This is a genomic window from Hymenobacter sp. ISL-91 (assembly GCF_018613725.1).
Taxonomy (GTDB): Bacteria; Bacteroidota; Bacteroidia; order Cytophagales; family Hymenobacteraceae; genus Hymenobacter.
This window is the reverse complement of the sequence record NZ_JAGGPS010000008.1, coordinates 180,423-194,367: the sequence shown is the minus strand read 5'-3', so window position 1 is coordinate 194,367 and position 13,945 is coordinate 180,423. Positions and strand designations below refer to the sequence as shown.

14 protein-coding genes are annotated in these 13,945 nt (G+C 64.3%); 4 read left to right on the top strand and 10 right to left on the bottom strand.

Features of this window, described 5'->3' with window-relative positions:
• Positions 1 to 42 precede the first annotated feature (42 nt).
• Positions 43 to 696, bottom strand: a complete 654-nt coding sequence (locus tag J7E24_RS04420) for a hypothetical protein (RefSeq protein WP_215135532.1) — start codon at positions 694 to 696, stop codon at positions 43 to 45.
• Positions 697 to 1,444: 748 nt separating this feature from the next.
• Between J7E24_RS04420 and J7E24_RS04415 the strand changes: the two genes are divergently transcribed.
• Complete coding sequence (locus J7E24_RS04415) at positions 1,445 to 2,614, top strand: putative sulfate/molybdate transporter (RefSeq protein ID WP_215135530.1); 1,170 nt, start codon at positions 1,445 to 1,447, stop codon at positions 2,612 to 2,614.
• Between the two features lie 155 nt (positions 2,615 to 2,769).
• Here the strand turns inward: J7E24_RS04415 and J7E24_RS04410 are convergent, their stop codons facing one another.
• A complete protein-coding gene (locus J7E24_RS04410) occupies positions 2,770 to 3,612 on the bottom strand; it encodes a DUF2490 domain-containing protein (RefSeq protein ID WP_215135528.1) in 843 nt (280 codons plus the stop codon).
• Positions 3,613 to 3,674: 62 nt separating this feature from the next.
• Positions 3,675 to 4,670, bottom strand: coding sequence for a GTP 3',8-cyclase MoaA (gene moaA / locus J7E24_RS04405; protein ID WP_215135615.1), 996 nt, complete (start codon positions 4,668 to 4,670; stop codon positions 3,675 to 3,677).
• 197 nt (positions 4,671 to 4,867) lie between these two features.
• On the opposite strand from moaA, the gene moaD reads away from it, so the two are divergent.
• A complete protein-coding gene (gene moaD, locus J7E24_RS04400; RefSeq protein ID WP_215135526.1) occupies positions 4,868 to 5,110 on the top strand; it encodes a molybdopterin converting factor subunit 1 in 243 nt (80 codons plus the stop codon).
• Positions 5,111 to 5,312: 202 nt separating this feature from the next.
• The gene (locus J7E24_RS04395; RefSeq protein ID WP_215135524.1) at positions 5,313 to 5,732 is read left to right on the top strand and encodes a molybdenum cofactor biosynthesis protein MoaE; all 420 of its coding nucleotides are present in this window, start codon (positions 5,313 to 5,315) and stop codon (positions 5,730 to 5,732) included.
• 102 nt (positions 5,733 to 5,834) lie between these two features.
• On the opposite strand, the gene J7E24_RS04390 is transcribed toward J7E24_RS04395, so the two are convergent.
• On the bottom strand, positions 5,835 to 7,058 hold the full coding sequence (locus J7E24_RS04390; RefSeq protein WP_215135522.1) for an NTP transferase domain-containing protein: 1,224 nt from the start codon (positions 7,056 to 7,058) through the stop codon (positions 5,835 to 5,837).
• Positions 7,048 to 7,536 (bottom strand): cyclic pyranopterin monophosphate synthase MoaC, encoded by a 489-nt coding sequence (gene moaC, locus J7E24_RS04385; RefSeq protein ID WP_215135520.1) that lies wholly within the window; start codon positions 7,534 to 7,536, stop codon positions 7,048 to 7,050. Before moaC ends, J7E24_RS04390 begins: the two co-directional genes overlap by 11 nt.
• 223 nt (positions 7,537 to 7,759) lie before the next feature.
• On the opposite strand from moaC, the gene J7E24_RS04380 reads away from it, so the two are divergent.
• Positions 7,760 to 8,986: a molybdopterin molybdotransferase MoeA gene (locus tag J7E24_RS04380; RefSeq protein WP_215135518.1), complete on the top strand. Its 1,227-nt coding sequence runs from the start codon at positions 7,760 to 7,762 to the stop codon at positions 8,984 to 8,986.
• A gap of 9 nt (positions 8,987 to 8,995) precedes the next feature.
• Here J7E24_RS04380 and J7E24_RS04375 read toward each other — a convergent pair whose 3' ends face one another.
• From J7E24_RS04375 to J7E24_RS04355, 5 genes are all read right to left on the bottom strand, one after another.
• Positions 8,996 to 9,625 carry a hypothetical protein gene (locus J7E24_RS04375; RefSeq protein WP_215135516.1) on the bottom strand — a complete coding sequence of 210 codons (630 nt, stop codon included), beginning with the start codon at positions 9,623 to 9,625 and terminating at the stop codon, positions 8,996 to 8,998.
• A 34-nt stretch (positions 9,626 to 9,659) separates the two neighbouring features.
• Positions 9,660 to 10,112, bottom strand: a complete 453-nt coding sequence (locus J7E24_RS04370) for a DUF2007 domain-containing protein (protein WP_215135514.1) — start codon at positions 10,110 to 10,112, stop codon at positions 9,660 to 9,662.
• Positions 10,113 to 10,202: 90 nt separating this feature from the next.
• The gene (locus J7E24_RS04365; protein ID WP_215135512.1) at positions 10,203 to 10,346 is read right to left on the bottom strand and encodes a hypothetical protein; all 144 of its coding nucleotides are present in this window, start codon (positions 10,344 to 10,346) and stop codon (positions 10,203 to 10,205) included.
• 235 nt (positions 10,347 to 10,581) lie between these two features.
• Positions 10,582 to 11,991: an OFA family MFS transporter gene (locus J7E24_RS04360; protein WP_215135510.1), complete on the bottom strand. Its 1,410-nt coding sequence runs from the start codon at positions 11,989 to 11,991 to the stop codon at positions 10,582 to 10,584.
• Between the two features lie 178 nt (positions 11,992 to 12,169).
• Entirely contained in the window at positions 12,170 to 13,708 is a 1,539-nt protein-coding gene (locus J7E24_RS04355) for an N-acetylmuramoyl-L-alanine amidase (protein WP_215135508.1), read from the bottom strand.
• Positions 13,709 to 13,945 lie beyond the last annotated feature (237 nt).

The following is a 13,945-nucleotide window of genomic DNA, read 5'->3' as shown; positions in this document are numbered from 1 at the left end:
GCTAGGGGGGGAGGCGCACGCGCAGAGCGGCTACGCGAGGTGCTAGCTGCCGGCGGCTACCACGCGGCGCTGCTGCTCGTACTGGGCCACCAGCTCGGGCAGGGTGGGGCGCAGGTTGGGCAGGCGCACATCGAGCCGCTCGATGGCGGCGCGGGCATTGGCCAGATGGTCGAGGGCCTGGCGGCGGGCCGAGGCGCCCTCCACCGTCTGGGTGCGGGCCACGCCCACCAGCGCGGCGAAGGCGGCAGCCGTGTCGCGCTGCGTTGTTAGCTGGGCGGCTGTTACCAGCTCGGCGGCCAGCTCGGTGGCGAGGGGGGCGGCCAGGGTGCCAATTTCGGTGAGGGCATCGGCCTGGGCCTGGTCGCGCAGCTTGCTCAGGGCCGAGGGCGAGTAGGCGGCTACTTTGGCCAGGGCGGGCCGGGGGGCATCGAGCTGGAGCGCGCGCAGGCCGTTGAGCACCACCACGGCGGCATTGAGGGCGGCAGTTTCGGCGGCGTCTTTGGCGTTGGTGTAGCCCGCGGTGTCGGTACTGCTGCGGGCCTGGGCATACACATCAACTTCGGCGAGGGCCTGGCCCAGGGCCTCGTAGTCGGGCAGCAGCTTGGCGTAGCGGGCCTCCCACTCGGAGCGGGTACGCGTGAGCAGGGCCAGCACGCCCTGGGCCATGATGCGGTAATTCTGACTTTTGTCGTCCATGAAGAGGTAACCAGATGAGGGGAGGGAGGATAGCCGCCGGTTTCGGGCCGGTAACTACCTGGTAAGCTAGCCAATAACCGGCCCACCTGCAAGCCCAACCCGTTCGCGCCCCCGCCCAACCCGTCCGCGCCCCCGCCGAAGGCCGCCGCGCCCCCGCCTAACCCGTTCGCGCCCCCGCTAATAGGATTCGCGCCGCAGAAAGTAGGATTCGCACGGCTACCCTAACCGTTCGCGCCACTGTCAGTAGGATTGGCACGGGTAGAAGTAGGATTCGCCCGGGTCACGTATTGGTTCGCGCCGCTGTCAGTAAGATTGGCACGGGTAGAAGTAGGATTCGCCCGGGCCACGTATTGGTTCGCGCCCAATACCCCTGCGCCCAACCGGCCCCGGCACACAGTAGCCCCAGCGGGGCGGCATATCGGTAGAAAAACCCGCGTAAAAAGGCCAAGCCCCAGCGGGGCGACACCCTCGTTGCCACAGTTGGTGTCGCCCCGCTGGGGCTTGAACAGCTAGTTGGCTTCTTTCTACCGATATGTCGCCCCGCTGGGGCTTGAACAGCTAGTTGGCTTCTTTCTACCGATATGTCGCCCCGCTGGGGCTTGAACAGCTAGTTGGCTTCTTTCTACCGATATATCGCCCCGCTGGGGCTGATGTCTGGCCCCTCCCCATCTCCCGGAGGATGTCGCGCATCGAGCAAACCGGGGGCCGGGGGGGTGGGGTGGGTGCCGCCGCCGTATCTTGCGCGCCCATGCCAACCACTGCCCCCCCCGCCGCCGCCACCCGCCCCCGCATCCGCTTCGACCGCAACGAGCTGGCGGGGGCCTTCGGCGACCTGGGTACCGACCTGCCGCTGCTTATCGGCGTCATTGCCGCCTCGGGGCTGGATAGTGCCGGGGTGCTCATCATGTTCGGGCTGATGCAGCTGTTTTCGGGCCTGTGGTACGGGATGCCGATGCCAGTGCAGCCCCTCAAGGCCTTCGCGGCGCTGGTTATTGCCCAGAAAATCCCCGGCCGCATCATCTTCGGGGGCGGGCTGGCGGTGGGCGTGGGGATGCTGCTGCTCTCGGTTACGGGCCTCATTGATGGGCTGGCCCGCCTCGTGCCCAAGCCCGTTATCCGGGGCATTCAGTTCGGGCTGGCCCTGCAGCTTTCCACCCTCGCCCTCAAGCAGTACGTGCCCGCCGACGGCCTAAGCGGCTACGCGCTGGCCGCGGCCGCCTTCCTGATAACGGTGGTACTGCTGGGCAACCGCCGCTGGCCCGCCGCGCTGGTCGTCGTGAGCCTGGGCGTACTTTACGGGCTGGTTTTCCAGCTCGATTTCAGCTCGGCCCAGCAGGCGCTGGGCCTGCGCCTACCCGGCTGGCACGTCCCCCAGATGGCCGACATCCTCACCGGAGCCGTGCTGCTGGCCCTGCCCCAGATTCCGCTGTCGTTGGGTAACTCGGTGCTGGCCACCCGCCAGGTGGTGCGCGACTACTTCCCCGAACGGCCGATTACGGTGCGCAAAATCAGCTTCACCTACGCCCTGATGAACTTAGTGAACCCGTTTCTGGGAGGCTTTCCGGTCTGCCACGGCTCGGGCGGCATGGTGGGCCACTACACCTTCGGGGGCCGCACCGGCGGCTCGGTGGTCATCTACGGCGGGCTGTTTCTGGTGCTGGGTTTGTTTTTCAGCCAGGGTTTCCAGCAGCTGGTGCAGGTGTTCCCGCTGCCCATTCTGGGGGTGCTGCTGTTCTTCGAGGCCCTCAGCCTGGCCGCCCTGCTCCGCGACATCAGCACCGAGCGGGCCCACCTGCTGCTGGCCCTGCTCACCGGCATCCTGTGCGCCGGCCTGCCCTACGGCTACCTGGTGGGCCTCACGGTGGGCACGGGGCTGTACTACGCCATGCAGCGCGGCTGGGTGGGCCTGGGGAAATAGGGGTTAGGGCTTAGGGGAGAACGTCATTCTGAGCGAAGGCGCAGCCGGAGTCGAAGAATCTCTACCGCAATAGTAATCCTGTTGATTGCAACGAAGCGGTAGAGATTCTTCGACTCCGGCTGCGCCTTCGCTCAGAATGACGTTTCCTACACCGTTCAGTCCGGCTGGAAGGGCGTGGGGTCGGGGGTTTTGTCTTCGGCTTTGGCGCGGGCAATGCGGTAGACCACCGACAGCACCAGGTTGTTCTTGAACTGGCGGCTGCGGGCGATGAATAGTCCGGTACCGGGCTGAGCACGGGCGGGCTGCCAGTCTACTTGGTTGAGCCAGGCAGCCTGCACCGTTACGCCCCGGCTGAGCTGCACCCCGGCGCCCGCGTAGGCCCGGTTGCGCTCAAAGTACGGTCCGCGCGGGTCAAAAAACACCTCGTTGTACACCGACAGGAACGCCGTGCCGGGCTGCATAGTGGGTTTGTTCAGGGGCAGCACCGCACTGAGGCGGTAGCGTTGCCGCCCCCGGTAGCGGGCCTGGTTGGTGGGCACTATATCGTTGCGGAAGCGCGTCCAGCGCTGCTCCACCCGAAACCGGTGCTCCAGCTTGATGCGGCTGATGGGCTGCGTAAAGGTGAACTGCTGCCAGACCCGCGCCTCCAGCGCCTTATAGCCCTGGCTCAGGTCGCGGTAGTCGGCCGTGGAGTAGCGGCCGGTGCCCAGCAGCACCGTAAAATTGTCGGTTACATCGTAGCTGATGCCGCCCTTGATTTCGTTGTAGAAAAACTCGCGGGCTACGCTGTTGGAGCGACCCTGAAGCTCGAAATACCCACCCCAGCCCTTAGGTCCGCCGGGCAGCACCACGGTGCCTATCGTCCAGGAGCCCCACTTTCGGGTGGGCGAGGCAGTGCCGGTTTGGGCAAGGGCAGCGGGGCTGGCCAGCAGCAAAAAACCACCCAGCAGGGCGTAGGTGGTGCGGGCAGCTGCCAAAGCGAAAAATAGCTGGTTCATCCGGCAAAGGTAAGAGGCCAGCACCAGGGGCGCGGGGCACTTACCAAACGCCCGGTCCGCCACTACCCCCCAATCGTGCTCATCGACTCGAAGCTGAGCTGGTGCAAGGGCCGCTGGCTCTCGGCCTCGAAGCCGTTGGCAGCGCGGTTGCGGAAGGCGTGGCTGAGGGCGGCCACCAGCTCGTCGTCCGAAGCGCCGGTGCGCAGCATGGCCCGCAGGTCGAGCACGCCCTGGTCGTAGAGGCAGGTTTTGAGGCCGCCCTCGGCCGTGAGGCGCAGGCGGTTGCAGGTGCCACAGAACGTGCGCGAGTAGGCCGCGATGATGCCCAGCCGGCCCTGGTGGCCGGCCACGGTGTAGTGGCTGGCCGTGTCGCCGGGGCGGGTAGGCACAGGCAGCAGCTCGCCCAGGTTCAGGGCCAGGTGCTGCCGGATGCGGTGGTGGTTCCAGGGCAGCGTGGCAGGCGTGGCCTCGTGGCTGCCCCCATTAAAGGGCATCTCCTCGATAAAGCGCACCTCCACGGGCAGCTCCCGGGTGAGTTCGGCCAGCGGCAGCAGGTCCTCGATATTCTGCCCGTCCATCACCACCGCGTTTATTTTGACGCGGATGCCCGCCTCCAGCAGCGCATACAGCGTGTCGAGCACCCGCGGCAGCTCGTCGCGGCGGGTGATGCTGGCAAAGCGCGCCCGGTCGAGCGTATCGAGGCTGAGGTTGACGGTGCGCACGCCCAGACGGGCCAACTCGGGCACGTGGGGGGCAGTAAGCACGCCGTTGGTGGTGAGGCTGATTTCTTCGATGCCAGGCAGCTCGCTCAGGCGGGCCATAAACGGCACCAGGTCGCGCCGCACAAATGGCTCACCGCCGGTCAGGCGCACCTTACGCACGCCCAGGCCGGCCAGCAGACCCGTCAGGCGCAGCATCTCCTCATAGCTCAGCAGCTCCTGTTTGGGCAAGTACTTAATGCCTTCCTCGGGCATGCAATAAAAGCAGCGCAGGTTGCAACGGTCGGTAACGGCCAGGCGCAGGTACTCCAGCGGCCGGCCGTGGTTGTCGAACAGCACCGGCCGCGGGGCCGCGGGCAGCGGCACGGGTGGGTTATGGAGAGCAGACACGGGCGAAACGGCGGGGAAGGCCATGAAGAAGCAAAAAAATACGCGGCACCCGGGCCACAATGGCGGGCGCTTGCAGAACAAACGTAACACCGGCACGGTGGTTTGGGTTTGCTCTACGTACTATTACGCCATCAGTCCAAAAACCAATGCGCCTCAATATAGCTTTGTTCGGCGTGGCCCGCGAAATCGTGGGCCAGCCCAGCCTCGAAATAGAAACTACTGCCGGTCAGTCGGCCCGCGGCCTGCTCGCCGAGCTACACACCCGCTACCCCGCGCTGGCCGCCCTCAGTAGCCTGGCCGTGGCCGTCAACAACGAGTACGCCGCCGACGATACGCCCCTGCACGAGCGCGACGAAATAGCCCTGATTCCACCGGTTAGCGGCGGGTAAGCCTTCAGCTGTGAGTTTTCAGTGCCCAGTTGTCAGTAAGCAGAACGTCATGCTGAGCGAAGCCGGAGGCGTAGTCGAAGCATCTCTACCGCTTCGTTGCAGTAGCAATCAGCCGGCAAGGATAGCATTGCGGTAGAGATGCTTCGACTACGCCTCCGGCTGCGCTCAGCATGACAGTCTTTTTTCCAGTTGCCCCAACCACATGATTCACATCGACCTGACCGACCAGCCCATAGCCGTAGCCGACGCCCTGCGCAGCGTGGAAGCCGACGGCGCCGGCGCCATTAACACGTTTATCGGCACGGTGCGCAACCGCAGCACCGGCCGGGCCGTGGTGCGCCTGGAGTACGAGGCCTACGACAGTATGGCCCTGCACCAGCTGCGCAAAGTAGCCGAACAGGCCGTGGCGCAGTGGCCCATGCTGCAAAAGGTAACCGTTATTCACCGCAAAGGCACCCTGCACATCGGCGACGTGGCCGTGGTGGTGGCCGTTTCCACGCCCCACCGCGCCGAAAGCTTCGCCGCCTGCCAGTACATCATCGACACGCTTAAACAGGTGGTCACCATCTGGAAAAAGGAGTTTTATGAAGACGGCGACGTATGGGTAGCCGCGCACCCGTAGGACTCTTTGAGTCGATTATGAATTTTGAATTATGGATTTTGAATTGGCCGTTGAATGTCCGATTCGGGCACCGTTCAACGGCCAATTCCTAATTCCTAATTCCTAATTCTTAATCATTTCCCTCACCTCTTCTGCCTGCTCCGGGGTGTTCACGTTGCGTAGCTCGCCGGGGGCCGGCGGGGTCAGCAATTCAATGTCGGAATTGATGAGCGTTTTACGAGGGCAGCTGTAGCCCAGGCTCAGAAAGCGCAGCAGCTGGCCGTAGCTGGCCGGTTCCCAAATGGTAATGAGCGGCTCGGGCCACTCGTTCTCGGGGCTCTGGAAGGTGGTGGCGAGGCGGCCGGGCTGGCGGCTTGCTACCAGGTAACCCAGGGTGGCTTCCGTCAGCAGCGGCAGGTCGCAGGCCACTACCAGCCAGGCGGCGTTGGGGTCGAGGCGGAAGGCCGAAAGCAGGCCACTGAGCGGCCCCAGGTCGGCAAACGAGTCGGGCAGCGGGCGCAGGCCGGCGTATTCGAGCTCCGTAAGCTGGTCGGGGCGACAGGAAACGTGCACATCTTGGCAGAAGGGGGCCAGCAGCTCGGCGGCGTAGGCGCGCTGTTGCTGCTGGCCGTGGTAGGCGAGCTGGCCCTTATCGTGGCCCATGCGCTGGCTGCGGCCGCCGGCCAGCACCAGGCCCCGCAGCGGCGGAGCGGCGGCATGCCACTCGCGCAGCACCAGCTCGGCTAGGGCGGCGGTATCGGCCAGGGGCAGCACCGGCACGGCAGCCGCACCGAGATGGGCGCGCAGGTAGGCGGGCACTTCGGTTACGCCTTCGGGCAGCAGCAGGGCGCGCACGTCGGTCAGGCGGTCGAGCTTTTTGTCCAGCGGCTTGGCCGGATCAAGAATAACGAGCTGTTGGCGCGCCCGGAAGTGGTTGCCGTTCATCAGCGCCAGGCTTTGGTGGGCCAGCAGCTCGGGCTGGCTGAACCGGTCGAGCGGGCGGCGCACATCGAGTCGGGCGAAGCGGATGTTATCGGTCAGCTCGGCGCTGGCCCCGGCGGCCAGCATTCCGGTTTCGGGCGTGGTGCCGTTGCGCACGGCGTCGGCCGCGGCGTGGTCGGCATCTATGTAGGCCACGCGCAGCGTAGGCGTCAGCAGCGGCAACAGCCGGGCCGCCAGCTCCTTAATCCGGCCGCAAGGCGCCCCCAATATGGCCAGCTCGTGGCGGCCGAACTCGCCCAGGTCGGGCCGGGCCAGGGCGGCGTGCTTGCGGCGGGGGGCCGCGTCTTTGGGGGCAGCCGGGTTGGTAGCGGGGCCGGTGGGCGGGGTTGTTGGGTTAGGCGTCATGCTGAAAGTCGCTTTTGCCGCCGGTTTTGCTGATGAGGCGGGTTTCCTGAATAACGATGTCGTGCGAGAGGGCCTTGCACATGTCGTAGATGGTGAGGGCGGCCACCGAGGCGCCGGTCAGGGCCTCCATTTCGACACCGGTTTTGCCCGTTACGGTGGCCGTGCACTCAATCCGCACGGCCTCGGGGCCATCGGGCTCAATGGTTACCCGGCAGTTATCCAGGCCCAGCGGGTGGCAGAGCGGAATCAGCTCCGAAGTACGCTTGGCCCCCATAATCCCGGCCAGAATGGCGGTCTGGAACACGGGGCCTTTGCGCGTAGGCAGGTCGCCTTCTTTCACCAGGGCCATAATTTCGAGGCCGAGCACCACCCGGCTGCGGGCCACGGCCACGCGGCGGGTGGGCATTTTAGCGCCCACATCCACCATGGCCGGCTGGCCGGAAGCATCCAGGTGGGTCAGTTTAGCAGAATCAGACATAGCGAGGGTTAGCAGGTGGAAAGGAATAAACCGATAAGTTCGGCACTTGGCGGTTGTAGAGACGCATCTTTGCGCTTCGGCGTTGAACAACCCGTGAGAACCCGCCAGCGCAACAGCTCAGACGCTCCCTAAATCGTCGCGGGAGTTGTTGTTCGGTGGCGCCGTTCAACGCCGAGACGCAAAGATGCGTCTCTACCATCGTCTTCTACCTGCCTACCCGCCCATGATTTCCGTTGCTGAAGCCACCCGCCTCGTTGCCGCTACCGCGCGCCCGCTGGGCACCGAACTGCTGAGCCTGCCGCTGGCCGCCGGCCGTATCCTGCACGAAGAGTTGCGGGCCGACCGCGACTTTCCGCCCTTCAACCGGGTGGCCATGGATGGCATAGCGCTGCGCTACGAGGCCCTGGCCGCCGGGCAGCGCGAGTTTCTGGTTGAAGCCACCCAGTTTGCCGGCCAGCCCCCAGTGGCTACTCCCAACGCTACCGCAGCCGTCGAAATCATGACCGGTGCGGTACTGCCCGCGGGCCTCGACACGGTGATTCGCTACGAAGACCTCACCTTCCGCACTGATGAAGCCGGCCGGCGCCACGCCACCGTGCAGGCCCTGCCGCCCCGCGCCGGCCACAATGTGCACGCCCGCGCCGCCGACCGCCAACAGGGCGACTTACTGCTGCCCGCCGGCACCCAACTTCAGCCCGCCGAAATGGCCGTGGCCGCCACCGTTGGGGCCGCCACCGTAGCCGTGGCGCGCCGCCCGCGCCTGGCCGTGGTGAGCACCGGCGACGAGCTGGTGCCTATTGCCGAGCAGCCCGCCGCTCACCAAATCCGACGCTCCAACGGCCTGATGCTACAGGCCGCCGCCTGGCAGGCCGGCGCCGAGGCCGATGGGTTTCATTTTGACGACGACCCGGCCGCTCTGCGTGCGGGCCTGCCCGCGCTGCTGGCCGGCTACGACGCCGTAGTACTAAGCGGCGGCGTATCCATGGGCAAGGCCGATTTTTTGCCTGAAATACTGCAGGAGTTGGGCGTGGAGCAGCTGTTTCATGGGGTGGCCCAGCGGCCGGGCAAGCCGTTCTGGTTCGGGGCTAAGGTTGGCGGAGCGGTGGTGTTCGCGCTGCCCGGCAACCCGGTGTCCACGTTCGTGAACTTCTACCGCTACGTGCAGCCCTGGCTGCGGGCCGGGCAGCAGCCCGCCGGCGCGGCCGCCGCCGGCAGCGGCCCGGTACCGGCCGTGCTTACCGCGCCCGTCGATTTCAAGCCTGCCCTCACTCACTTCCTGCTCGTGAGCCTGAAGCCTGGCCCCGATGGCCGCCTGCTGGCCACGCCCGAGCGGGCCGGCGGCTCCGGCGACATGGCCAGCCTGCTCACATCCAGTGGTTTTCTGGAACTGCCTCCGGAACGCACGCACTTCCCAGGCGGCACCGTGCTGCCGGTGTGGCGGTTTCGGTAAGGGACATGGCTACGGTTTGAGTAGTGCTTCCAAAGCCATACGCGCCTTGACTGCCTGCCGCCGGTTTACCTCTGTCCCTTCACACTCTTCATAAAACTCGGGGGCATAGAAGCTCACGTTTCGGGAGCCTGATCGAGTCAGAAACCAGAGCGTCAGCGTATATGCATCTTCAATCATACAGTCCTCATTTGGGGAGCTGACATTATGAGCGCGCAACTGCCACAGCCGGGCCGGCTGCAGGTTTTTCCACGTCTGCTTCAGTTTTGATGAGGGTACGTGCTGAAGCAACAGATATTGGTTGGTGTCTGGCAGAGCAGCCCTGAACTTAGCCTCCTGCCTGCTAAACTGCTGTATGAGGCCGCCGGGCATATAGCGCCCCTGCGCCAATCTGTACGGACTACGGTATGTAAAGAAATACACGTCCTGCCCCTGTTTCGACAGAATCAACATATCCGGACCTTGATTCCAGGCACCATACTGTTGATAGACGATAGTGCTATCGAAATGCTGCTGAAAGAAACGATACAAAGGCAGGGCTGAATCGGCCGGAGTGGCCGCAACAGGGCGCGCACTACCGTGGCTCGTGCCAAGTAGCAGGAGCCCTACCCTGGCGATACTTGAAAACAGCGCAATAAGCATAGAGTGTCCCGTTTATACGGCTTCTGCAAGTAAGCTATGGCTTCACCACCTCAAAATCGTGGCCGCAGTGGAAGCAGTGGCACTGGGGGTTATCGGGGGCCAGTAGCCAGAAGCGGAGCCTGACGAACAGGTTGTCGGTGGGGCCGGGTTGGTGGCGGCACACCACGTCGTGGTGGTGGCAGCGAGGGCAACGGGTGGCCGCTGTTTCGGTTGCGTCGGGGGCTGCGGGCACGGCAGTATCGGGCGCTACGGCGTACATGTGGGTTTGCTGCGGATGCAGGACTTCACGGGCCGCTTCTACGTCGGGGGCGCGCACAAAAAGGCTCACGCTGCCCATTACCTGGCCGTAAGGGCGGTTTTCGTTGCTCAGAAAGCACGGTATGCCGGCCGCATCGAGCTGGTTGCGGGCCAGGTGAGCGGCTATAGAATCGGTGAACGAGTCGAGCAGCACAATGGCCGCCGCTTCGGAAGGGACATCTGCCGACATGAGGAGAGACGCGAAATAGAGAATCCACTAAACAAACGCGGCACCCGTTTGGGTGCCGCGAAAGGTACATAATAAGAGCCGCAGGCCGGTCTACTTAAACAGGTCGAGCGCCTTAATAAACGTTTGGGAAACACCCCACAGCAGCGGGATGCCCACAAAGGCCCAGGCCAAAAACAAGGCTCCACCCGAACTGGTCGTTTCGGGCGTGGCAGAGGAAACGGGAGGCTGATTCATATCGGTTTTAGTGCTTAGTTGTTGGTTTTTAGCTGCCGGTTGTCAGTTGCCGGTTGTCAGTTGCCGGTTGTCAGTTGCCGGTTGTCAGTTGCCGGTTGCCAGTTGCCGGTTTTTAGCTGCCGGTTGTCAGTTGCCGGTTGTCAGTTGCCGGTTGTCAGTTGCCGGTTGTCAGTTGCCGGTTGCCAGAACGACCTGACAACTGACAACCAACAACTGGCAACTAATAACTAGCCACTCAATGCCCGCCCGGCTCAGCGTCGACGGGGCCCTTCTCGTTGTATTTCGCGTTAACAGCCGTTACGGCGAAGTTGGCCAGCAGGCCCACTACCAGCAGGACGGCCATGGCGTAGAACACCGTTTGGTAGGCTGCCGCACCGGTAAATCCTTCGGCTTTGCGGCTCTCGTGCAGGAAATTGACGATGAGCGGCCCCAGTATTCCGGCCGTGCTCCAGGCCGTGAGCAGGCGGCCATGAATGGCGCCCACCTGGTACTTACCAAACAGATCGGAGAGGTAGGCCGGAATAGTGGCGAATCCGCCGCCGTACATGCTGATAATCACGCAGGCCACGCCCACGTACAGGGCCAGCTGCAGATTATGACCCAGTGTTGGAATGAGAGCGTACAGAACGATACCGAGGCCGAAATAGATGGCGTAGGTAACCTTGCGGCCCAGCTTATCGGAAGCCGACGACCAGAAGAAGCGGCCCAGCAGGTTGAACAAACTCAGCAAACCCACGAAGCCCGCGGCAGCAGCGGCCGTTACGCCTCGCCCGGCTCCCATGGCCGCATCAGAAAACGACTCCTGAACCAGCGGCGAAGCCGTTTCGAGTACCCCGATGCCGGCGGTTACATTCGTGACCAGTACCACCCAAAGGAGCCAGAACTGCGGCGTTTTCAGGGCGTTATCGGCCGACACGTTGTTGTTGGTAATCAGGGCACTTTCCTGGGTACTGGGTACGTAGCCGGCAGGGGCCCAATCATCGGCGGGCACCCGGATGGTCCAGACCCCGAACTGCATAAAAATCAGGTAAATGACTCCGAGCGTGAGAAAAGTGGCGGCCACGCCCAGCGAACCGGTGCCCGTGGTTTTAAAGTAGTCCATGAGGGCCACTGATAGCGGCGAGGCAATCATGGCGCCACCGCCAAAACCCATAATGGCCATACCAGTAGCCACGCCCCGGCGGTCAGGAAACCACTTAATCAGGGTGCTCACCGGCGAAATATAGCCGATGCCCAGCCCGATGCCGCCTACCACGCCATAGCCGAAGTACACAATCCAGAGGTTGTGCAGATGCACACCCAAGGCCGCAATAAAAAAGCCGCCGCTAAAGCACAGCGCCGCGGCCATCATGGCCTTGCGCGGCCCCACACGCTCCAGCCATTTCCCAAAAATAGCCGCCGAAAGGCCCAGCAGCACAATGGCAATCGAAAAAATGATACCCAGCTGCGTGGGTGTCCAGTCGGCAGCAGCGGGGGCGGCGGGGTCGCCGCTGATGAGGGCGCCCAGCGGCTTTTTGAACACGCTGAAGGCGTAAGCCTGGCCGATAGCCAGGTGAATTGCCAGGGCGGCGGGCGGAATCAGCCAACGGTTGTAGCCTGGTCCGGCCACAGTGCGGCTACGGTCCAGTAACGATGCTTCTGCCATAAAACAGGTGGTTTGGGAGTGGAAAGAACGAGAAACCTTGCCCCGCACCGGCGCCCTGACCAGAGGCTTACCAGATTAGGATTCAATAAGGTAGACGTCTGGTACGGGGTTTAAACCACTTCCGGCCAACTATTTTTTGGTAAATTGCTATATCCTGGCGTTACTATCATTCCGGCTGCTACTGCTCAGCCGGTTGCCGGCCCAGCCAGCCCCGCACGCCCTTGGCCCGCGCCGACTTCAGAAAATCGTGGATGCCCTCGGCCATGCGCCGGGCCATCTGCCGCTGCTGAGCGGGGTCAGTCAGGATTTTAGCGTCTTCGGGATTGGAAATAAAGGCCGTTTCCACCAGCGCGTTGGGGTAGTCGGTGGGACCATTGAGGGCGAAGTTGAAGTTGCCCACCAGCCCCCAGCCCGGCAGCCCGGTTTGCTGCATCTGCCCGTACAGCGCCGCAGCCAACGGCCGGAAGGCCGCGTATCGGTAAAAGGCACTGGTGCCGCGGGCCGCCGCACTGCCCGCCGAGTTTACATGCACGCTTACCAGCAACGCCGGCCGCTGCCGCTGTAGCAGCGCCACCCGCTCGGCCATGTCCAGGCTTTCGTCGGCGGTGCGGGTGAGCACTACAATAGCGCCGCGGCGTTCCAGCTCGCGCTGCAGCTGCTGCACAATGGCCAGCGTGAGGTCTTTCTCGCGCGCTCCATTGGCTCCTACGGCGCCTACGTTGCTGCCGCCGTGCCCGGCATCGAGGGCAATACGCAGGCCCCGCAGCTGCAGCCGCGCCGGTGGCCGGGCTACCCGCACTACCAGCGTGTTTTTTTCGTAGCCAATGTGGTAGCCCCAGCTCTGGCGGTGGCGCAGCGGCAGCACCAGCCGGAAAATATCGGCCTGCGGCTGCTCGTAGTACACGGCTCCTAGGGCCTGCAGTCCGGTTCGCTGGGTTATCCAGTTGGTGTTGGAAGTGGCCCCAAACACGTCAATCACCAGGCGGGCAGGATTTTCCAGAATCTGCGAGCGGTAAGGCAGCCGCTGCGTGAGCGGCACCCGCACGTAATCGGACACCGAGTCGCCCTGCACGCTCCAGGAGCCCGTGAGCGAGGCCGGCACGAAGCCACCGGGCGGTAGCAGCCGGGCCCGCTCCAGCGGCAGCCAAGCGTAGTGGCCCTCGGCCAGCCGCACCCGGTACTGGCCCGCTACCCGGCCCACCACGTGCAGCAGCACCAGCGAATCGAGGTAGCCCAGCTTGGCCCCACCCAGCCGGTCGTCGCCGAGGCCATAGTTGAGGTGGGCCAGCGTGGTGCGCGTAACGGCCAGCAGCGGTTGGCTGGGGCTTAGCAGGCGCACGGGGGCAGCCGTGGGCAGCGAGTCGTGGCGGCCGTTGGGCAGGCGCAGATGCAGCCACAGCGGCCGACCCGCAGCCCCGCCCAGCGTATCGGCGGGCTGTACAATGTAAGTACCTTGGTACACGCCCCGCCGGCCGCCGGCCAGCTCGGGGGCCAACTCCGTAAGGGGGCGCCCCCCCAAAAAAGTGGCCCGGCCGCCCGGCGTGCCCGTCAGGCGCACTTGCAGCGCATCACCGGGGCTAAGCCACTGCTCACCGGCGGGCACAGTTTCCACTTTCTGAATCAGGCGCTGGGCCCGCACGGCGGCCACCGGCAACAGCAGCCCACAAGCCAGCAAAGCCGCCTGCCAAATGGCCCGGATGTTAGTTTTCGGCCCCATAGCGAAGAGTGATAAATGCATGCCTATCAGCACGATGTAGGGGCGGGGCTTAGCTTCGCTGTCCTGCGGTTGTCCCCGCCTGCCGTTTGCGTCGCTTCAACGGTACTCGTTCAACGGCGCGAACGGCGGGCGGGGACAACCGCAGGACAGCGAAGCTAAGCCCCCCCCCTATGGCGCCCTATACAATTGGGGTTACTAAATGAGGAACCACGCCCTGGCAGGAACCAAGTTGATCCG